The organism is Pseudomonas sp. NFACC14, assembly GCF_900106885.1.
Lineage (GTDB): Bacteria > Pseudomonadota > Gammaproteobacteria > Pseudomonadales > Pseudomonadaceae > Aquipseudomonas > Aquipseudomonas fluorescens_AA.
Map to the genome: position 1 here is coordinate 370,514 of NZ_FNOA01000002.1, position 20,446 is coordinate 390,959.

Annotated in this window: 12 protein-coding genes and 2 pseudogenes; 3 read left to right on the forward strand and 11 right to left on the reverse strand. The window is 58.7% G+C overall.

Going from position 1 to position 20,446, the window contains the following annotated elements; translation table 11 throughout:
• Positions 1–6: 6 nt before the first annotated feature.
• Positions 7–1,170, reverse strand: coding sequence for a succinylglutamate desuccinylase/aspartoacylase family protein (locus BLU85_RS06225; protein ID WP_256572836.1), 1,164 nt, complete (start codon positions 1,168–1,170; stop codon positions 7–9).
• A gap of 272 nt (positions 1,171–1,442) precedes the next feature.
• Positions 1,443–1,718, reverse strand: a pseudogene (locus BLU85_RS06230) (transposase); the annotation flags it as partial.
• Positions 1,719–1,771: 53 nt separating this feature from the next.
• Between BLU85_RS06230 and BLU85_RS06235 the strand changes: the two are divergent.
• Positions 1,772–1,954: pseudogene (locus tag BLU85_RS06235) on the forward strand (DNA polymerase V subunit UmuC); the annotation flags it as partial.
• 219 nt (positions 1,955–2,173) lie between these two features.
• Here the strand turns inward: BLU85_RS06235 and BLU85_RS06240 are convergent.
• Entirely contained in the window at positions 2,174–3,067 is an 894-nt protein-coding gene (locus BLU85_RS06240; protein WP_092198725.1) for an AraC family transcriptional regulator, read from the reverse strand.
• 100 nt (positions 3,068–3,167) lie between these two features.
• On the opposite strand from BLU85_RS06240, the gene BLU85_RS06245 reads away from it, so the two are divergent.
• Positions 3,168–3,911: an SDR family oxidoreductase gene (locus BLU85_RS06245; RefSeq protein WP_092198722.1), complete on the forward strand. Its 744-nt coding sequence runs from the start codon at positions 3,168–3,170 to the stop codon at positions 3,909–3,911.
• Between the two features lie 675 nt (positions 3,912–4,586).
• Here BLU85_RS06245 and BLU85_RS06255 read toward each other — a convergent pair.
• From BLU85_RS06255 to BLU85_RS06270, 4 genes are read right to left on the reverse strand one after another with little or no spacing between them, the layout of a single operon-like run.
• Positions 4,587–5,945, reverse strand: a complete 1,359-nt coding sequence (locus BLU85_RS06255) for a coiled-coil domain-containing protein (protein WP_256572835.1) — start codon at positions 5,943–5,945, stop codon at positions 4,587–4,589.
• A complete protein-coding gene (locus BLU85_RS06260; RefSeq protein ID WP_092198719.1) occupies positions 5,942–12,250 on the reverse strand; it encodes an AAA domain-containing protein in 6,309 nt (2,102 codons plus the stop codon). Before BLU85_RS06260 ends, BLU85_RS06255 begins: the two co-directional genes overlap by 4 nt.
• Before the next feature lie 14 nt (positions 12,251–12,264).
• Positions 12,265–12,909 carry a 4Fe-4S single cluster domain-containing protein gene (locus BLU85_RS06265; RefSeq protein ID WP_092198716.1) on the reverse strand — a complete coding sequence of 215 codons (645 nt, stop codon included), beginning with the start codon at positions 12,907–12,909 and terminating at the stop codon, positions 12,265–12,267.
• A gap of 2 nt (positions 12,910–12,911) precedes the next feature.
• A complete protein-coding gene (locus BLU85_RS06270; protein ID WP_092198713.1) occupies positions 12,912–14,744 on the reverse strand; it encodes an AAA family ATPase in 1,833 nt (610 codons plus the stop codon).
• A 387-nt stretch (positions 14,745–15,131) separates the two neighbouring features.
• Between BLU85_RS06270 and BLU85_RS06275 the strand changes: the two genes are divergently transcribed.
• Positions 15,132–15,587, forward strand: coding sequence for a hypothetical protein (locus BLU85_RS06275; RefSeq protein ID WP_092198710.1), 456 nt, complete (start codon positions 15,132–15,134; stop codon positions 15,585–15,587).
• Between the two features lie 315 nt (positions 15,588–15,902).
• On the opposite strand, the gene BLU85_RS06285 is transcribed toward BLU85_RS06275, so the two are convergent.
• The 4 genes from BLU85_RS06285 to BLU85_RS30290 form a co-directional block, all read right to left on the reverse strand.
• Positions 15,903–17,144 (reverse strand): OprD family porin, encoded by a 1,242-nt coding sequence (locus BLU85_RS06285; protein WP_092199266.1) that lies wholly within the window; start codon positions 17,142–17,144, stop codon positions 15,903–15,905.
• A gap of 214 nt (positions 17,145–17,358) precedes the next feature.
• Positions 17,359–18,288 carry a dihydrodipicolinate synthase family protein gene (locus BLU85_RS06290; RefSeq protein ID WP_092198707.1) on the reverse strand — a complete coding sequence of 310 codons (930 nt, stop codon included), beginning with the start codon at positions 18,286–18,288 and terminating at the stop codon, positions 17,359–17,361.
• A 124-nt stretch (positions 18,289–18,412) separates the two neighbouring features.
• Positions 18,413–19,804 carry an MFS transporter gene (locus tag BLU85_RS06295; protein ID WP_092198704.1) on the reverse strand — a complete coding sequence of 464 codons (1,392 nt, stop codon included), beginning with the start codon at positions 19,802–19,804 and terminating at the stop codon, positions 18,413–18,415.
• A 114-nt stretch (positions 19,805–19,918) separates the two neighbouring features.
• Positions 19,919–20,257, reverse strand: coding sequence for a hypothetical protein (locus BLU85_RS30290; protein ID WP_139207902.1), 339 nt, complete (start codon positions 20,255–20,257; stop codon positions 19,919–19,921).
• Between the last annotated feature and the right edge of the window lie 189 nt (positions 20,258–20,446).

Sequence of the window (20,446 nt, forward strand, 5' to 3'; positions counted from 1 at the left end):
ATTTGATTAGAAGTGCTGCAGCAGCTTGCCTGGTTGACGGTGCGGAAGGGGGGTCTTGCTGGCGAGCAAGGCAACGCGCTGTCCTGCGCGGACCAGCTTGAAAAGAGGTTGCACAATCACGACGCCATCGACATCGCTATTCACCGCAATTCGCGGTGTGCCCAAGGGCGCATCAAGCGGCACAATTTCGGCGATCAGCTCATCGCGGCTCACAGCTTCGCCAAGACGTTTTTTCCACACGAGCAGGCCGTTGCCGTTTGCTTGTAAATGCGATGCGCCCTCCAGCGGATACACCTCTACCCGATGCACGTCCGGCTCTGGCACCTCCATCGCCAACAGGCCGTCGAGAGCCAGGAAGCGCAAGATGCCTTCGGCGTCTTCCCGGGCCAGCTCGTCATCGACATCCGCCTGTCCGCGCAACTCGATGCTCGCCGCAAAGCCCCTCTGCTCTGGAGAGGCCAAGCCATTTTCGACGAGCATTCCCCAAGGCTTGTTGTACGCTTCGTCGAACGGCTGGCCGCCCGCTTCATCCTCTAGGAACACTGTCCCGATGTTCATGCACGCCGCAAGCTCGACGGCACGTTTGCGTTGGTCGTTGATGCAATAGAGGTGCATCACGGCAGCGGTGTCGCAGTGCAGGTCAAGCACCAGATCGTGTTTGAACGCTTCTTGGAGCAGGGCTCGCTTGCCGCTTGCCACGCATTCCCGTAACGCAAGGCTGCTTAGCGATTGACCGAGCAGGTCCTTGAGTTGTTCTCTGTCAGAACGCTGCCCGGTGAGTGGCGAAACGATTTCCGCTAGTGCCTGGGTGGCATCTGGGAAGTTGCGGTTGAAGTTTTCCCCGTTAGCCAGATTAAAGCGCCCGGTCACATAACCGAATACGTTTTGTCCTAATCCGACAGGGTTTGCGAAAGGGCAAATCACAATATCCCCAAGAATGCGCTGCTCTTGTTCCAACCTCTGCAAGCGCTGTAACAAATGCTGCACCACCAGCAATCCGGGATGTTCGTCGGCGTGCAGGCCGGCCTGAACATAGGCGCTACGCCCGCCGCTCCCGCCTGTGAATCGATGCTTGATTAGTTGATGCTGGCTTCCGGGCGCAGGTGAAGGCAGCGTTACGATTTCTGTGATGACGGGCATGACGAACACCGAAAAGCGTGGAATATTCATCTACGGTAGATCAAATATCCACGGAGTGCAACGATATGAACGGCGGAATGACCAGCTCTACAAAATTGAAGGGTGCGCCCGGTCTTCTAAAGGAACGTCAATGAACGCGATCCAGCTATTCCAACATGGTGGACCTGAGCAGCTCGACTGGCGCAACGTGCCCACGGGGGAACCATGCGCAGGCGAGGTTCCTCTACGGACGACGTGAACTTTAGCTTTTTCGGATAGGGCTCTTACTCTTGGGTCCCCATTCCATGGAACAGATGAAGCCGTTAGGCACTGTACGAAAAATACTGTCTCAAGCACCGCATGGCGCAAGCCAGTGAGACCATCGCCGCATAACTTTTCGCGAGCTTGTCGAAGCGCTTGACGATGCGGCGGTTCTCCTTTAGCCAGCCGAACATGCGCTCAATAATGTTGCGCTGTCAGTATTTGGGGCGATCAAACAGTCTAGGTGATCCTGGCTTGGGTTTGTGCTTCATCGTGCGCAGCGGGATAACCGGCTGCATCCGATAGCGGTCGCAGTAGCGCCGCAACGCTTCGGTGTCCACGGTTTGAGGGGCGGTCGCAGGATGAAACTGCACCTGGACGCGATGGGCATCAAGAAAAGCTCAGGGCGCAGAAGTCGCTTTGCAAGAAGGTTCGGATCAGCATCCGTACGGGCATGTTCAACCCGGAGGAGGCGAAGTATGCCAACGGGATGTTGGTTGAGCTGCCGTATCCGACTGACGACGTGCGTCTTTTGACGAAAGCGGCAGTGGAGGCCTTGGATCGGGTTTTTCGGACGATGGGGCAGGGATTGCATTGCTAGCAGCGACAGTTATGCGTGTGGATTTTCGATAAAACGAGTCGAGGCCCTACCAAGTGGATATCACCAGCATCATGGTGTTGATGACTGTCTGGAATGCGTCATGGGCGAGCATCGCCGGATCGCACTCGGTCGCTTCGGGCCGCTCGCAGGTGACGTGGTCACGAGGCTGAGCCCGCATCATCAGTACATGCGTCAGCGCCTGGCATAGTGGCTGGGCGGCTCGCCCACGTGGCGGCTGAAGGCGACGCTAAAGCTGCTGGTGGAGCCATAGCCGACGCGTTGCGCCACGTCGGCCACGTGCAATCTGTCGCGCCGCAGCAGATCCTTCGCCACCTGCATGCGCCAAGCCAGCAGGTATTCCATGGGCGGCACGCCGACCGTGCGGGTGAAGCGGTCGAAGAACGTCGAGCGCGAAAGCGCGGCCGCCCGGGCGAGTTCGCCCACCGTCCAGGCGTGATCAATGCGCGCATGGATCCTTGTGAGCGCCAGCGCCAGCCGTTCGTCGTCCAGGCCACGCAGCAGGCCGGGCAGCGCGCTTCCCGTCGCCGTGCAGCGCATGGCCTCGACCAGCAGCATCTCGACCAGCCGGGACAGCATGTAGTCGCTGCCCGGTTTCCTGTCGTGGTACTCCTCGCCAATCATCTGCACCAGGTGCATCAGGCGGCCGACGCCGCGCACGTGGACCACGGTGGGCAGCAGCGTGACCAGCAGCGCGGCGTGGTCCGTGTCGAACAGGAAGGCCCCACCCAGCGCGCGCATGTCCGGCGTGCCGTCCTGCTCGCCATGACGCCGTTCGCCTTGCCCCCCAGGGACGAGCTTCGGATCGATGAACACCGGCGGCGCTGGCAGGAAGCTGGAGAGGGTAAATGGCGGAGTGGTCGGCAGCAGCACGAAATCGCCGGCGTTTATCGTGATTGGCGCGTGCCCGTCCACCGCAAGCAAGGCGCTGCCTTCTAGGACGATGCAGAACCCCGGCTGCCCGTACTCGGCATAGCGCACCGCCCAGTTGCCCTTGCCGCTGATGATGTTGGCGAAAACCGCCTGCGGGTGGAGCAAGCGGACGACGTCGGAGAGCGGATCGTGCATTTCGGATTTTCGCTAAAACAAAACGGATTCTGCATTATCGATCATCCGAGACGACCGGACTATCGTTTCTTCCCGAGCCCACTCACCCCTGGAGAACGAAATGAAGACCGTCCTAATCACTGGCTGCTCCTCCGGCTACGGCCTGGAAACCGCGCGCCATTTCCTGGCCCAGGGCTGGAACGTCGTCGCCACCATGCGCCAGCCGCAACCGGCGCTGCTGCCGGCCTCGCCCGGCCTGCGCATACTGGCGCTAGACGTGACGCAGCCCGACAGCATCGCTCTGGCGCTGGAGGCCGCCGGCCCCATCGACGCGCTGGTCAACAATGCCGGCATCGGACTGTTCGGCGCGTTCGAGGCCACGCCTATGGCGACTGTGCGCGAGGTGTTCGAGACCAATACCTTCGGCGTCATGGCGATGTGTCAGGCCGCGATTCCCCGGTTCCGCCAGCGCGGCGCGGGCGTCATCGTCAACGTGACCTCCAGCGCCACGCTCGCGCCGTTCCCGTTGGTGGCCGCGTACACAGCGAGCAAGACCGCGGTACAGGGCTTCACCGCGTCGCTGCGCCACGAACTGCAGGCGTTCGGTGTACGGGTCAAGCTGGTGGCGCCCGGCTACGGTCCGTCTACCCAGTTCACCGCCAACGGGCAGCAACGTATGCAGGGCCTGATTCCGGACGCCTACGCGCCTTTCGCTCAGGAGGTGTTCTCGAGCCTTGGCCAACCGGCGGCGGTGACAACGGCGAGCGACGTCGCCCAGGCGATCTGGCAAGCGGCCAACGACGTATCCGAGCGGCTGCATTTCCCGGCCGGCGCCGATGCCGTGGCGCTGGCCGCGCAGCGCTAGGTCCGTCCTGCGCCGCGTCGGGCGCCAGGCGATCGGGCACCAGCGAGGGAAGGGAGAACGCGCGCCGGTGGCCTAGCCACTTAATGGTGGAGTAAGCATCAACTAAAACCTAATGATTGGGATCCGGTCAGGCAGCTGAAAATAATTAAATGCTTTATTTGTTGGTGCAAAAGGAACTCTTACACCTGAAGACTCCCTGAGGTGGCTGGAAAAATCAGTCAAAAACAGCTTCGGCATATTGCAGGGAGACCTGAACTTGAAGCTAGAGGAGGGGGAGGGTTCTTGAAGAGTGTTGATGATGCTCAAAGAGTGCTAGGTGCTTACCGCATAGGAAATGTCCACAATTTTAGGTAAAAATGCTCAAGGGTTTCCCGTCGTAAAATTTGAAGGTGTATTACCCAGGGCACGCCATTGAGCATCATCGGCCCTCGGCCGACCTCTGCGCCGAGGCTGTTCAAAAAGATCAGCAGCCAACTCCCGGGCTGTATCGAGGATTTCGTACCACTTAACCATCGCAGTCCCCTATGGGCGCGAAATCTACCGAATACCGGGGGGCAAGTGTTGCAACAGCACCTTAAGGTGGTGGCTAAAAGACCCGATGCAAGCTCGTCGCGGCTCCGAGCCCCAGGCGACAGAGCATATTGGCAACAGCTTGCGTGGGATGGAGTTAGCGGTTCATTGATGAAGTGTCTTTTGCTGAGCAGCAATTGTTTCTGCACCTGGCTCGGAAATATTCGTTTCCTTAAGTGGGACTTCACCTACCGAAAGCGCCCGCTCGATGAGTAACTCGCTGCCCTTGTCTTTCAATAAGGCCTGCAGCCGCTGGAATTCGCCGCACCAGATGGTTTCAATGTCGCGATCCCGCGTCTTGTCGCGATCGCTGCTGAGGGCTATGGCGCGAACCTGCAGACGGCCATTGTCGGCTTTGCCACCCACTTCCACTCCGTAGCCGGGGGTAGCGGCTTTGCGCAGCACGACCTTGCCGTCTTCTGCCCAGGCGGTCGCCATGCCTTCGCGCACTTCGTAGCCGAGGCTGGCCAAGCCGTCGAGCACGGCTTCGCGGCGGGCGAGGGCGGCTTGGTCCTGTAAGTGGGAAGCGATGAGCGTTTTGCACTGCTCGATCAGTCCGGTCGTTATCGAGAGTTCGGTGTCGGTTGTACAAGCGCCAATATGACCGAGCAACGTCGCGTGTTCGATGCCTGTGTAGGTTTTGACTTCGCTGGCCAGATCCTGCAGTTGTTCGAGACACTCGCGTTGGTGTCGCAAGTTTCGGGTGGACGCAGCGAGGTCGAGTACCAGGCTGTCGAGCAGCAGGTTGCGCCGCTTGGCATCGGTTTGCGTTTCAGCTCTTTCCAGTGCCAGGAGGAACGGCGCGGCACGCTCAGCGCCTTGCAGCAGTTGCAGCTCCACGATGTGGCGGTCAATGCGTAGCAGCCGTACGTCGCGCGTTGCATCCGGTTCCCGGGCCGCAATCCAGTCGCGCAGGGAAACCTCGGGCTCGTCGACCTTGAGTTGCTGCGCCAGGGCGCGTTGGGTATCGCTCAGCGCTGCCTTCTCAGTTGTCTTGGTCAAGTGGGTGAAACCTTCGGCCAGCAGACGTTCGGCATCTTCCCGATTGGCACCGCTGGCCAATCGTGAGAGGGACTCCAGCAAGGCCTGATTGCAGCTTTCGGGGTTGGCTTGCAAAGCGTTAAGCAGGGTTTCTGCGTTTTCCTGGACGCGTCGGTCGCGTTGGCGTCGCTCGGCTGCGCGAATGATCGCGCGTTCTTCGCGGTCCTCCAAGTCACAGCGCAGGTGCTCGATCTCCACTGGCACGGCCTTCTGCAGTTCCGCCAATCGGTCTTCTGCCAGCAGAGCGCGAAGGCGGGCGTGTCGCTCCAGGGCGGCGGAGCGTTCCTGTTCGCTGAGTTCGCCAAGCCTTGTAGCTTGTGTCTGCCAGCGCTCCACGGCGCGCTCCAGACGTTGCAGGTGGCCTTCACAGATGGCGATGATTTCTTCGCGAGTGACAATGCGAACGACCTTGGGACCACTCATGGGCAGATTTCCGTATCAACTGAAACAGGATTGGGTTGCAGTGGCTGCTCGACCTTCATGGCGTTTTCGATTGCTTCGCGCAGCCTCGATCGCTCGCTATCGCCGTTGTGATACCAGGCTTGCGATGACACACGATGGATGTGCGGGATGGCGCGATGCAGCACGGACGGGCGCCAGATTTCCCGGGCGCGGGCACGTTCCAGCAAATTGTGGCAAGGCGCATCGCACTCGATGCCGATGGCATAGAGGCCCGTACCTGGATTCTCAATGGCAAAATCGAGCCCGAAAGCGTCGCCTTCACTGGCGGGAGCCGCCCGCCATCCCAGGGAGTGAATGAATTCACCGACCAGCCTGACAAAACCATCACTTTGCTGACCTTGCTCACGACGCTGGCTGCTGCGGTCTGTCTGCAGGCGCTCCAGCAACTTGGTGCTGTTGCTGAACTCGCCCGAGGAGAGCGCGCGAGCATATTCCAGATAGCCTTGCAGATAGTCTCGCGGGCTGTTGGGGGAGCGGTGCGTGTTGAGCATGTCGGAGATATCGGCGATTGGCATCGACGTGATCATCACCACCTTGCGCCGCGCGCGGGTCACCGCCACGTTCAGGCGTCGTTCGCCCCCCGTCTGCCCCAGTACGCCGAAACTACGGCGGAATGTGCCTTGGCTGTTGCGACCGAAGGTGGAGGAGAAGACGATGATGTCGCGTTCATCCCCCTGCACGTTCTCCACGTTCTTGACGAACACTGACATATCCTCGCCGTCTTCGCTGCGCTCGCGCTCCTGGGCGTAGGCGGCACGGAACCGTTCATCTTGTTCTGCACGCTGCTCCAAGTGCTCCTCGATGAGGTCGGCCTGCTTGCGGTTGAAGGTGACGACACCCACCGAAGGGCGCTGGTCGTAGGGCTCCTGCCACAATTCGCTCAGGTACTCGACGACCCGTTCGGCTTCCTGGGCGTTACTCTGGTTCTGATACAGCCCACCGACCTGGATCAGCTCCAGCGGCTTAATGCGCTGGATGTTCGCCTGCGGGTGGCGGACCGGAACGTTCAGGCGATTGCCATAGAATGAGGCGTTGGAAAAGCCGATCAGTTCACGGTAGGCCGAACGGTAGTGGATCTGTAATGTGGTGCTGGGCAGGGCGTTGCGCGCCAGTTGCAGCAGGTCGGGGCAATCCTTGATCTCACGACGGTTCCAAGTGTCTTCGAACGCTTCGCGCTGTTCCTCATCCGCGTCTTCATCAGGTTCGTCGCCGTCGAACACTTCGGCTTCGTCGCTTTCGATACGACTGGAAAAGAAAGCTGTCGGCGGCATTTGCTTCTCATCGCCGCTTACAACAGTGATCTGACCGCGGAACAGGGTCGGCAGGGCGAACTCAACCGGCATCTGCGAGGCTTCGTCGTAGATGACGGTATCGAACAGGCCTGCTTTGAGCGGCAGCACGCGGCTGGCGACGTCCGGGTTCATCAGCCACACCGGGCGCAGGCTCATAAGCCCAAGGCTACTGCCCAGTTCGATGAATTCACGCAGGCGCCGCGAGCGTTTGCCAGTCAAGCGAGTGACATCCTCCCATTGCTTGCGATTACCCAGGTGATCAAGGTTGATGCCTTTGGCCAGCAGCTCGCGATTGAGCAGTCGCATCTGTGCATCGGCTTGTGCGAGGCTGGCGACTTTGGCGCGGGCTTCGTCCTGGCTGAACAGCAGTTCGGGATTGGCTTGCTCGACGTGATGTTTCCAACCCAATCGTGCTTCGCGGTTGAGCAGGCGCCGCACTTCGGCTTCAAGTCGCTCGGGCGCAATGTTGTCCAACTCTCCCTGGCGTTGGCGCAGCAGTGCGAGCAACTCCAGGTCGGCTGTCGTCAACTGACCGGCGCGCCCACGGAATGTCTGGTAGGCGGCCAGGAATGGCAGTGCCTCATGCAGACGATCAAGGCTCAGTTGATTGCTCAAGTTGTGTTCGACGGCGTGCTGCAGTTGTCGCACCAAATCATCCCCCAGCCAGTCGCTGAGTATCTTGAGTTGTTCGAGGCTGGATTGGCGTACGCCATGGCGCATGAGCGAAGCATCCAGATCGCTGAGCAGCGCCTCGAGGTGCTGTTTGTCGCCAGCGAGGGCAGCTTCATCCGCCTGTCGGGCGCGAGGCGATTGCGCCAAGGCCATCGCCAGTGCCTGGATTTCCAGCAGGTGGTAGATGTCGCTCTTCACGAGACTGGCCAATTCCAGGCAGGCTTGCCTGTCCACCGTCTCCAGTTCCAATGCCTGATGTAGCGTACTCAACTCGGCGCGCAAAGGTCGCCACTGGCTTTCCAGGCGAATGGCTGCCTGCAGAGTTGGCAGCGCTTCAATAACGAGGCTTTCTCCTTGGCCTTGAAGGAAGGTGTGCAGTCGCTTGCGCCGCAGCAGATGCAGCGGGTTGATGTTCGCTAACCAAGACCGGTTGGCGATGACCTTGGTACAGTCCTGATCCAAATGCCTGAGGGCTTTGTTGTCGAGCAGACAGAGTGCCGGTGACAAGGCGGTGGCGTAGTGGTCCTGATCCAGTTGGCCGAGTTGCTGATCCAGTTGCTGCAGTTCACCGAGAATCGACTCGCCCCTTGGGAGCTGGCCCTCTTCGCGGCTACGGAACAGCGGCAGCCAGCGCGCAAGACGCAGACGTTGCTCTTGCTTCAGGCCGAGCAGGGTCGCGACATGGGTCGTCATCCAGCTGCGGTACGGCGTGGGGTCGTCGATCTCGAAGCTGGCGGGGTGTGCTTGCAACGTGGCCTGACGGTTGTTTTCGGCCTGCGTGAAACTGTGCAGATTGTCGGTGAAGGTCTGCAAGGTGGCCCGGTCGGCGGCGAATGACTGCAACTGGGCCAATGGACTGCCTTCGTAGCGTGCAGGCAACCACAGGCGTACCAGCGGTGCGCAGCTTTCTTCCAGGCGGGTCAGGCTGGCGAGGTCGAGGGATGCCAGGCGTTGGCGCAAGGCCGGAAACTCAAGCGGCGCTGGGCCGGACTCCAGTTCGATCAGTTCGCCAAGCAGCCTGCGATAACTGAGGCCGGTACTTTCATCCAGGCGATGCAGGCTCTGGTGGAAGCGGTCGAGCTCCCCCTCCAGGGCCTCGATGCGAGCCGCAACCTGTTCGCGCTGGCGCTGCCAGCCCTGCGCCTGGCTGCCGTTCGTGAACAGGCTTTCCAGTTGTTCTCGAATACCGCGGATGACGGGCTCTCGGTCACGGTTGACGTCATTGAGCATGACGATGCGCTGGCCAAGGCCTTCGGCGACCAGGCGTTTGTACACCACTTCAAGCGCCGCATGCTTCTGGCAGACGATGAGCAAGCTGCGCTGGCGGCCGATGGCGTCGGCGACCATGTTGACGATGGTCTGGCTCTTGCCGGTTCCGGGCGGTCCCTCGACCAGCAGTCCCGGGCTTTGTCGGGCCTGGATCACGGCCGCTTCCTGGGAAGGATCGCTGGCCACGGTGAAGTAGCGTTGGAGCTCGCCTGGCGATGCCTCGTGCCCGGTTTCGTCGGCAGCCTTGAGGCGCAACGCCGTTTCCAGGCCGGTACCGGCGGGAGACAGGGTTTTCAGTTGGCGCAGGTCTTCACCGATGGCTTGCCCCATGAAGGTCACGTGAAACAGCACCGCCGCGCAGTCCAGTTCGTCTTGGTAAGGCGCGATCTCCACGGTGCTGGCGGGCAGGTTGCCAAGGGCGCGTGAGCGAATGGTGGCGAGCATGCCGAAGGCGTCCATCACATCCGCCGCACGAATTGACGAGCGACCCAGCAGTTCATCGGCGGTCTTGCGCCAGCGTTTGCAGGTTTCGGTGCCGAGCACGCTTTCCAGCGCGGGATTGAGCCGCACTTCCTCACGCTCACTGTCGAACGCCAAGGCGGCGTGGCCACGAGAACCCAGCTCCAGCAGTAATTTCACCGGCCACAGCAACAGCGGGATAATCCGCGTACGCGTGGTGCCACGAGGGTCGCGATTGAGCAGGAAAGGGAAGCCCAGGTACAGGCCGTCGATGCCGGTGTCGCGTTTGTACAGCGCGCTTTGTCGGTACAGGGCGTGCAGACGCGATTCCAGCTGGCCGTTGAGCTGAAAACTCTCTGGGTCGAGGTTCACTGCCCGGGCATTACGTTGCAGCAGGTGATCGAGCAAAGCCGCAGCCGGACTGCGCTCGCTGTTCAGTTCACTGATGTCGACCCGTGCGGTGGTCTTGCCGATGCTCATACGCACCAGTGGCCCGCGCATCACTGCGGTCACCACCTTCTTCTCGAAGAAGTCGAGGATCTGTGAGACGTACTGCTGTTTCTGTGGTTCCAGCCAATGACTGGACGGAATGGCCAGCAACACCAGTGCCTGGGCCAACGGCATACGTCGCTCCAGACGGAACTGCTCGGCCCACTCGTCCACTACCGGCACGCCACAACGGGCGAAGCCTTGGATGCGCTCATCGACACTTCGGTACAGCTCAAGTCGCGAATGCAACAGCAGTTGGGTCGCCGCTTCGGAGTCGAACCAACCGACATCGGCAGCCCTGGCCAGCTCGGCGGCGTCCTCTACGATCGAGGCCCCCGAACGAAACTGACTGATCGCCGCGCTGAGCAGCACGATCAGGTCTTCTTCGGCGATCACCCGGCGCTCCGACAGAGAGCTCAGTCCCGGATGGTCGGTGTCTGGAAACAGGCGTTGGCGCTCTTGCCATTGCGTGGACAGCTTGGCTCGCGAGGTCGATAGCAGGAATATCCGCAGTTGCTCTTCGACCAATTCGATGTGCTGGTGCAGGGCACGCTGACGTACGTTTTCGGCGCGGGATTTGAGACGCGACAGCCAATTATCGGTCTGCAATTGCTCAAGCAGGTCTGGGACCGACCCGCTGATCAGGCGATAGCCTTCCAGTGGGTGCTCCAGTAGCCATCCCGGTGTGACGATGTCGCCACGATGAATCAACGGGATTTCCGGATTGAGGATTTTCAACGCCAGCATTAGACGGAAGTCGTCCTCAATCCCTTCGTGCTGAACGACCTGACGCAAGCCGGCGACCAGGGAAGGGGCGAGACTGACCTGCTCGGCCCAGGTCACGATCACACCGCGCAGCAAATGGTCCAGAGCCTGTTGCCAGTTATCCGCCTGGGCTGCCGCCAGGGCGAATACGCCGGGCTTGTGGAAGCGGCGATCGCCCAGCAGTAGGGTAGCGCCTTCACCATCGTCCGTTTGCTGGACTGAAGAGGCTGGAGCCTCGACCGCAACACCGTTGAGCCAGCCTTCGACCTGCGGCCATTGCCAGCGCTGATGACGGTCACGTGCCAGCAGTCCTCGCAACAGCAGGTTCAGGCGCGGGTCGAGGTCGTCGGGGATCGGTACTCCGTTGGCCAGCACGTGAATAAGAAATGCATTGGCATTGATGCCGTCGAAGCAGGCGCCCTGGGTCAGTTGCTCGAGCAGGATCATGCCCAGGCTCCACCAGTCCGAGGCAGCCGCAACGCCGCCCGCGATGGCTTCGGGCGCCATGTAGCGGCTGGTTTCCAATGGCGACACGATGTCCAGGTCGAACTCGGACAGGCGTGCCGAGCCGAAGCCGCTGATGACCAGGTCCAGCGGTTCGCGAGAACGTACCAGCAGGCTGGCTGGGCGCAGGTCACGATGGCGCAGGCCAGCCTCGTTGAAAGCATGCAGCGCGAGGCCCAGTTCGTTGACCACATGGTGCACGCTGGCGCTGTCGCGAATTACGCTGCCAAGTTCTGCCAGGGTCCCGCCGGTGAGTTCTTCAATGACCTCATAGGCACGGTCATCCCAGCGGCCGGTGGCAATGATTTCGGGTACGTGTTCGCGTGGCAGTCGACGGATCACATCATAGATTGCCGGGTCCGGTTCGGCGCCGGGTCGATACAGGGTCAGGACCGCCTGTTGTGCGGTTTCCTCGTGCTCGGCGAGGTATCGTTCTCGCACACCGTCGGTGCTGCTGATCTGACGGATCAGGCGCCAACCATCGATCAGGGTCTGGGTGGGGGCCTCTGGTTCGCTGCTGTCTGGCTGGGCGTCGTAGGACGTTGCTTGCGCAGGTGAGCTGCCACACTCAAGGCACATCAGGTCGCCATCGACCATCGGGTGACCATTTTCACAGAGCAGATCAGGGGCATTCCCCTGAGTCGGGCTGACCTGCGGGAGGGGCTCCTCAGTGACGACCGCTTGCGGCCGCCAACCGGCGGCATGAATGGGTTCGCCAGCGAGGTCCCAGCCGCAGGGTCGTTCCTGAATGAGCCCTTCGCAGAACATTTCCTGGAGGGCGCGTTCGGTTTTGCAGTTGGGGCAGAAACGTATCATGAGGTGTGCTCCACTCAGCGGCGTCGCGACGCGTGTGCGCTGATCTGTAAATGATGGCCTTGTTCATGCAGCAGATCGCGTAAGCGCAATAGGTCGTCACGTCGTGGGATGCCGGCCATCCAGACGCTGCCATTTTCGTCAAACATCAAGTCGAGCGCCTTGTCGGTGGGTTCGAGCAGGCGTTCGTACTGACCCAGGCGTGCCCGGCCCAGTGGCGTGAGCAGGCTCAGGCGTTGGTTATCGCTGCCGCGCAAGGCCATGGTCTGACTGAGTGCTTCGATATAGGGATCGCTGATCAAGGCATCTATCAAGCCCTTGGTCTGTAGCAACGGCTCGTCGAGTTGCTCCAGGGAGTAGCCACTGTAGACCAGGATGTCGAGCTCGCTGAGCCGACGCAGGCCTTCGAGCAGCGATCGCAGGGCGTCGAGCTGGTCGAACGGTTCCCCTCCGGAAATGGTGATTCCTTCGGCCTCGTGCAGCCAGGGGGTTATCTGTTCAATCAGTTGCTCAAGCGACAATCGTCGGTGCCCTGGCCCCCAGGTATCGGCAGAAATGCAGCCTGAACAGCGGATGCTGCAACCCTGGAACCAGATACCAATACGCCGCCCCGGGCCGAGGGTTGTGACCGGAAAATGCATCCGTGACAGGCTAAGGTCCATGTTCAGCGACGTTCCATCTTCAGTCCGGTGATGTCCAACTCGGTGATCGTGAAGTGCTCGCCCGGTTGCGCGTCCTGATCGAACAGCGCCCGCGACAGGGGATTGAGCAGGCGTGCCTCTAACTGGTTACGGATGCCCCGGCCACCGTTGGACAGATCCTGCAGACAGAGGTTGTGCAGTGTCTGGCGTGCCTGGGGGGCCAATTCGATAAACAGGTTCTGTCCCTGCAGATCGTCGAAGGTGGCGTTGACCATCTGTTCGAAGATCTGCACTGCAACGCCTTCGCGAATGAAGTCGAAGACGATGATGTTCTCGCCAATTCGATTGAGGATTTCCGGTCGGTTGAGCACAAGCTTGAAATACCGGTCGATCTCGCTGTGTACCTTGTTCTGGACTTGCTCGAAGGCTTCGCCCGGCAGGACGTTGGCAACGCGTTCGCCATTGTCGCCCTGGCGATAGATCCCCAGGTTGGAAGTGAACACGATAAGGGCCTCCGAAAAGTACACCCGATCGCCGCGGCCTGACGTCAGCACTCCGTCGTCGAGGATCTGCAGGAACTTGTCGAGAATACGTGGGTGGGCTTTTTCGATTTCATCGAATAGCACCACGCTGAAAGGCTTCTCGCGGATAGCATTGGTCAGCTCACCGCCGACGTCATAGCCGACGTAGCCAGGCGGTGCGCCGATAAGGCGTTGATCGGCATGTTCGGCGCTGAACTCCGACATGTCGAAGCGAATGTATGCACTTTCGTCGCCGAACAGCAGGCTGGTAATCGTTTTGGCAAGTTCGGTCTTGCCCACGCCGGTCGGCCCCGCGAGAAAGGCTACGCCCCGTGGACGGTTGCCCTTGCGACTGGCGCCGACGCCTGTCATCGCACGCTTGACGATGTCGAGCATGTGCGTCACCGCATGCTCCTGGCCTTTGACCCGCTGGTGGACGAGCGCGTCCGCATGCCGGATACGCTGACGGTCGATCTTCAGCCACGGGTCCTCGGTGACACCGATCTTATAGCGGCGCACCGCATCGGCAATATGCTCCATGGCTACACCCTCGACCCGCGCCAGTTGCGCAATGGCGCTGAGATCGAGCAGCAGCAATCCCTCGGTGTTCTGGACGAACGCTTCCACAGCCTGATGCATGACCATTTCGCTGGCACCCTGGCTGCCACTGAGCCCTTTGAGCAGTGCCGGTGCCAATGCACGGCGGGACAATTGATCGGGTTTGGACACGGGAATGTGGCGCAGGCGCGGGTTGTCGACCAGCAACCAGTCGGGCAAGTCGCCTTCTTTTTCCACCAGCCATAGCAGGGTGTTGAAGAACGGTTTGCGCAACTCTGTGGCCGGACGGCTGCGAGCCTGATGGGATTGCACCAAGGCCTGGGTGAAAAGCTGGTGTTCAGCCGCGCTGAGGGAGTCGTTGCGAACCACCAGGCGTGAGGCGAAATCGATGATCAGCGCGATAGGTTCGCCAGCACGACCCACCAGCCGTGGCAGGGTGGCGCCCAGCAGATCGATACCTGCGGGTGCTGTGCCATTTACCGGAGTCAGACCAAGTTCCTGAAGCAACGTCTGGCCGGCTTCAGGGGCGGAGCCGGGTTTGTCGATTGCCCGGAAACCGGACACGGGATCCCAGACGATGACCTGGGTGTAGCCGGCATCGAGCAGGGCATTACAGAGGGTTTGGTTGAAGCTCTGCGCAGTCACCGTGCCGGGCGCCACTTCACTGGCCTGCAGGTCGCGGATGTTGCCTGACAGGACGAATTGGCTCTTCAGCGGCAAGAAACGGAGAAGATCTCGTAGCCAACGTGGGCTTTCAAATATGGCAATCCCTGACATGTTTCAGCTCGTAACGTTGGGTCGGTACGGGCAGGGTATTGCTCAATGCGCCCATTTGCCAGTGCGCTGCTACGAAAAGTTGTTTTGAGAGAGCGCTTCTGAGAAGGCGCCTGTTTCACAGGAGGTTTTATTGACCAGAAAAGCACTCTTTAGGTCGATTTGATATAGGCCTTTAGCCATAGAGGGGCGGTACCGCCGGAAGATTTGACACCAGGGTGCGTTGGGAATCCAAGCAGTGCCGAACTGGGTTCAGCGCTAGGGTTATCAATCAGCAAGTGGAACAAACTAATGTCTTGGTAGTCTTCAAGAGTGCCCCTTGGCACCGGACGGTTCTTACATGGGGGCGGTCTGAAACGTTGGAGTATTTTTTGCCATAGGAGGTTTCGCGTGCTCTGGAAGTCAAATCTTGTCGTGCTCGCCTTGTCTGCCGTTGCCTTTTCGGCGCAGGCCCAATCCGACCGTCAAGTGGTCGAGGACATGGTGACTCGCTCGGCCAATGTCTGCCCAGGCCACAGTACCGAGCGCACCACGCCCACGGTGAAGGCGGTGCCTGTTGGCGCGTTGCGGGTCATGCTTGATCGTGGCTTGGTGATGTGTCCCGATCGTCGTCTCGATGTCGACGCGCCGGCTGTATTCTACGGTCGAGTTGGCGTATTCGAATGGAACCCCGAGGTGCCTGCAAGCTCGGAGGTGATCGCCAAGCAGATCGACGCCATGACCCGCAAGGACGAGTATCCATCGGACACCTTGGTTTGGGACGCCAAGGGTATGCCACTTGAGCAGCGCACCGTGCCGGCTTTCGAGCCCAAGCCAGGGGCTGCTGTGCTGTACCAGATACGGTAAGCACACAGCGCCGCGCAACAGGTCGATGCGATCCCCGGCAGGATTGAAATCGAGTATGCGGACACTGCCACTGCTGTCATCGGTGCGAAAGCTGTCTATTACGTTGGCATAGCGTAATACGTCGTTTCCCGCACCGCCGGAGAGCAAGTCGCGGCCGAGATTGCCTTGCAGCTCGTCACCAGCCACGCCAGATTTCATCGCTATCCAAGCCTTTCAACACATCGCTGCCGGACGAGCCCACCAAACGGGTGCTGCCGTCCGTGCTGCCGAAAGTGCTGTCCAGTCAAGGTTCCGTCATGCGCGGAGACTTACCTTTCAGAGAATGTTTAACGGGTAGCTGAGTATCAAGCGGTTTTCATCGTAATCACTGGCATTGTAATTTCGCCTAACGCTGGAATTTCGCCAACGAACAGATAAAGACTTGAGAGTTCCGCTTTGAACCACATAGCCGAGCTCGGATTCTCGTACCCACTCTGAACCATCATCGACATTTTTCAGTTCCACGTTGTCACCATGAACGTAACGCGTCATGAAGTTCAAACCGGGAACGCCGTAGCCTACGAAATTGAGGTCATAGCGCACTTGCCAGGAACGTTCACGGGGGTTGTCGAACGCATGATTGAAGGTGTTGTTGGCCAGATAGATTCCGCCGGTCCCGCCGATGCGCATCCAACCGGTTTCCCCCGAGACATTTTGCAGCCCCAGGCTTATCGCATGCTCAGCGATGTTGAGGCTCAACAGAGCTGAAGCGGTGCGGTTATCCAATTGACCTGCCTTCGCACTTCCTGAGTCTTTGCCCCAGAAAAAGCCTAGATTGGCGTTAACCGATACCCTTTCAGTCAGAGGCCATTTTTGGTTCAGTCCGAGGTAGTGCTGTTCATAGATGTCTTTCAACTCGCCAGACCAAAGTCTGACGGTTGTATTTTTGGAGGTAGAACGGTAGTCGGCACCGAGAAAATCGAAGGCGTCTGATCGAGCCGATCCAAACGAAAGGTCTTCCATGGAAGAGTCGTTGCGCAAGCTGGTTTTGCTCAACTCACCTGCATAAAAAGACCAGTTTCTGATCTCTTGCGAGGCAATCTGGGCACCACGAAATGTCTGTGGCAATGCGCGGAAATCATCCACGGTGACAATGGGAAAGTTGGGCATCCATTCGCCGACCTTTAACTCCGTATTCGAGAGCTTCGCTTTAGCCGCAACGCCAAGTCTCCCGAAACTTCCCGCCGGATCACCATCAGCATCCTTTGGCAGCAGCAGCGCGCCATACCTTCCTGCGCCACCATCAAGCTTCACTGCATATTTCCCAAGCACGTCAACCCCAAACCCCATAGTCCCCTGGGTAAAGCCGGATTTGAGGTCGAAGATGAAACCTTGCGTCCACTCACGGGCTTGGCTTTGCGCAACATCTGGCGCAGTGAAGTTTCGCTCGAAAAAAAAGTTTCTGAAGTTCAGAGTGGCGGTAGTGTCATCCAGCAAACCCTGAGCCAATGCATTGAAAGGTAAAACTAGCGCTGGAATGAAAAGCACACGAGTTGCGCGATTAGTGTGAATGTTCAAGACCTGTCCCCTGTTGTTTTTATTGAAGGGCAATGTCGGGCTGTCATCACGAGTCGAGCGGGCGAAATGCCGCTGTCCCGGGAAAACGGATCGTCGAGCGTAGGTGGAGAAATATGCGAATCGAGTGTTACCAAGGGCATGATGAACAAACCCTTGGTATGTACTTCACCTGAAAGCCGGCCCCTTCAAAGCACGGTGCCGGCTTGGCTCAGGATCAGATCAGGCCAGCGCTGCGCAGCGCGTCAGCGATTTCCCTGTCGGCACCCTCGGCCAGTGGCAGTAGCGGGGAACGGACGGTGGCATGATCCAGGATGCCACGGGCAACCAGGCCATGCTTCAGGGCCACGGTGCCCTCCATGTGGGAACCACGGTGGTAGACATTACGAGTGACCGGCAGCAGCTTGTCGTGAATGGCACGAGCAGCGGGGTAGTCGCGACGCTTGCCGGCGGCGATCAGCTCGATCAGCGGCTCTGGAGTCAGGCTGCCGTAGCCGACCAGTGCGCCGTCCACGTCAAACATGGTGTGCAGCAAGTATTCGTCATGGCAGGTCAGGATTTGCAGATCGGGAACCTCACGACGGATGACCGGGATTTCGGTGTCCCAACGACGCATGTTGCGAACACCGTTCTTCATGGCAAACACGCCAGGCTGCTGGGCAATTTCCAGTTGAGTTTCCAGGTCGTAGGTCGCCTTGGTCACGTCTGGGTACTGGAACAGGATCAATGGCATACCGCTTTCTTCATAGATCGCTTTATAGCGGTCCTGAGCCGCGCCTTTCTGATAACCGAAACGCAGCCAGCCGTGGGAAGGATAAACCAGGCCGGCAGCAGCACCGTTGGCGACGGCGCGCTTGGCCTCTTCAGCGGCAACATGAGTACCTTCGCCCGTGATGCCGGCGATGATTGGCAGACGGCCGCCTACCGACTCCTTGAAAGCCTGGATGACGCGCCCTTGTTCTGCCTGGGTCAGGAAGGTGCCTTCACCTGCGTGGCCCAGAACAACCAGCCCTTTTACACCTTCAAAGCTGCCAAGCCAGGCCCCCAGTTTCTGAATAGCTGCGTAATCAACCTCGCCATCACGAGTGAACGGCGTGACAGGAGCAGGAACGAGGCCTTTAAGGTCAATAGTGTTTTTAGTGCTCATTTCATTACCTCTGGTTTAGTTAAGTTTCGCAACTAACGCATGCGCGGGCGCAAAACACACTCTGATGTGTTTTGGGTTTACTACTGAGTCGGATACCGTCGATTAAACTATTTAGCGTGGAAGATTATGGCGAAAGGTCCTCCAGAATTCGGCCTTTGGTTTCAATGGCGAAAGAAGCAGTGATCACGGCGGTCATCAATAAGACGACCGCAAAGATACCGAACACATATTGAACACCCAAGCCAGAAACCGTATAGCCTACAATGATCGGTCCCAGTGCTGAACCCAATCTTAGCCAAGCACTGCCTACACCCGTACCTAAGGCTCTTAGTCGAGTAGGATAAAGTTCCGCCGAATAAAGATAGAGCGAGAACGTCACTGTCTGGACCAATGCATATCCCAGTCCTGCCAGTACCAATATTTTGATCGGCGCAGTTGCACCTGTCGTTGCCAATATTGTCAGCGGTATGGCGGCGAGGAACAAGGCGCCCGTATACCAGCGACGTCGGCCCACTTTATCAATCAGCAACGCACATACCACGGCGGCGACAACACCTGCGGCTGAGGTCATGAAGCCATAGGCCAGGCTGGTTTCGAGTGGCAGATGAAAATGTTGACGATAGAGCGTCGGCAACCAGGTAATAAGTCCGTTAGCGACCATATAGGAGCCAAACCACATTGCCCAAATAACGAGTGAGCGCTTGAAATAGATGCCTTTGAAAAGCTCTCTCCAGCCGCCTTTGTTATTTATCCCATGCATTTGTGGGACTTCGACTGCAGGTTGCAGCGTCTTGCCGGCTTTAACAGCGCTGTGTTCGAGGCGAGTGACAATCCGGTCAGCTTCGTCCAGACGTCCCTTGGACGCCAGCCAGCGCGGCGATTCAAACAGGAAGAAACGAAGCGGGATCAACAGTATCGCAGGGACCAAGCCTACCGCGAACATCGTTTTCCAGCCGTATATCGGTACGAGGAAGTAGCCAATAATCCCGGCCCCTACCAGGCCCAGCAGAAACATGACTTCATACAAAAGAAAGAATCGCCCTCGTTTCTTAGATCCAATCAGCTCATTGATATATGCGCTCGCCACCGGTACTTCACCTCCCGTACCGATGCCCTGTATGAACCTGAAAGCGATCATCATTGCGGCACTGGATGCAAACAGGCAGGCCACGTCCATCGAAACAAACAGCAAAATGGTGAACGTCAGGACCTTCATGCGACCGATTCTTTCGGCCAGCCATCCAAATATCAAAGCACCGAACAACTGTCCCAAATAACCGGCAGAAAGGATCATGCCGATCTGCGTGCCGCTAAGACTCCACTCCTTGGCCAGAACCGGCATTGCATAGGCGATGGCAATGACTGTGTAACCATCAAAAAATGTTGCGGCGCCGATAATATTCCTGGCCCAAAACACTTGCCTGGTAATGGGAAGCCGTTCTAAGCGAGCACTAATATTCGCCTGGCTATTTATCTTCTCTGGCGAGGGCTCAGTTTCAACTTTCTGCATCAACATGGCTCTTCCTTTTATTATTGTTTGCGTTATTCGGGGCGAACGAAGCTCGCAGTGAGGAACACAGTGCAATGGCGTAGCCGTTTGAGCTGGTCAGCGCCAGCCCAATGTTTATTACTAGATCATCAGTTTTTCGGAAACGCCCACTTGATAGACGAAACCACGCCGGCAGTGGAAATGGCCGGAAAGTTCTTTAAATGATGAATTGAAAGGGTGACTCAAGGGGGGCGTTAAAAGCTCCCAGTGCACAATATCGGCATGATCGAAGTAACGCGCTTCATCAAAGGGGGCCGCGTTGTTGAATTGAGCACAAATGAGAGTGGGCCGAGGATACGAACCTATCGCAACGGGCGCGCCCCATGAGCGGATCACAGAGAGACCGGCTTCAACACGAGCGCCTTGATCATGGAATCCGGCACTGGCGGAGCGGGCATATTGCTGAACAGTGGGTTTCATTTCTATTCGCACCTTTTTATTTTTCGGATTGCGAAAATTTTTTCTTCTTTTCAAATACAGTACCACCACTGTTCTTCAGAGCCCAACCTTTTTTTGGGGCCCGTTCGTCATTATTGTTTTTTCATGCCTTCCTTCAGGCAGCCTGAATCCGAGGTGGGACAAACCATCTTCGAGTGCTATCCTCCTTTG

Bases quoted from the DNA above. Each gene is read 5' to 3' on its own strand.
- BLU85_RS06225 (WP_256572836.1), bottom strand. From the start codon at position 1,170: ATGAATATTCCACGCTTTTCGGTGTTCGTCATGCCCGTCATCACAGAA.
- BLU85_RS06240 (WP_092198725.1), bottom strand. From the start codon at position 3,067: ATGCACGATCCGCTCTCCGACGTCGTCCGCTTGCTCCACCCGCAGGCG.
- BLU85_RS06245 (WP_092198722.1), top strand. From the start codon at position 3,168: ATGAAGACCGTCCTAATCACTGGCTGCTCCTCCGGCTACGGCCTGGAA.
- BLU85_RS06255 (WP_256572835.1), bottom strand. From the start codon at position 5,945: ATGAGTGGTCCCAAGGTCGTTCGCATTGTCACTCGCGAAGAAATCATC.
- BLU85_RS06260 (WP_092198719.1), bottom strand. From the start codon at position 12,250: ATGATACGTTTCTGCCCCAACTGCAAAACCGAACGCGCCCTCCAGGAA.
- BLU85_RS06265 (WP_092198716.1), bottom strand. From the start codon at position 12,909: ATGGACCTTAGCCTGTCACGGATGCATTTTCCGGTCACAACCCTCGGC.
- BLU85_RS06270 (WP_092198713.1), bottom strand. From the start codon at position 14,744: ATGTCAGGGATTGCCATATTTGAAAGCCCACGTTGGCTACGAGATCTT.
- BLU85_RS06290 (WP_092198707.1), bottom strand. From the start codon at position 18,288: ATGAGCACTAAAAACACTATTGACCTTAAAGGCCTCGTTCCTGCTCCT.
- BLU85_RS06295 (WP_092198704.1), bottom strand. From the start codon at position 19,804: ATGTTGATGCAGAAAGTTGAAACTGAGCCCTCGCCAGAGAAGATAAAT.
- BLU85_RS30290 (WP_139207902.1), bottom strand. From the start codon at position 20,257: ATGAAACCCACTGTTCAGCAATATGCCCGCTCCGCCAGTGCCGGATTC.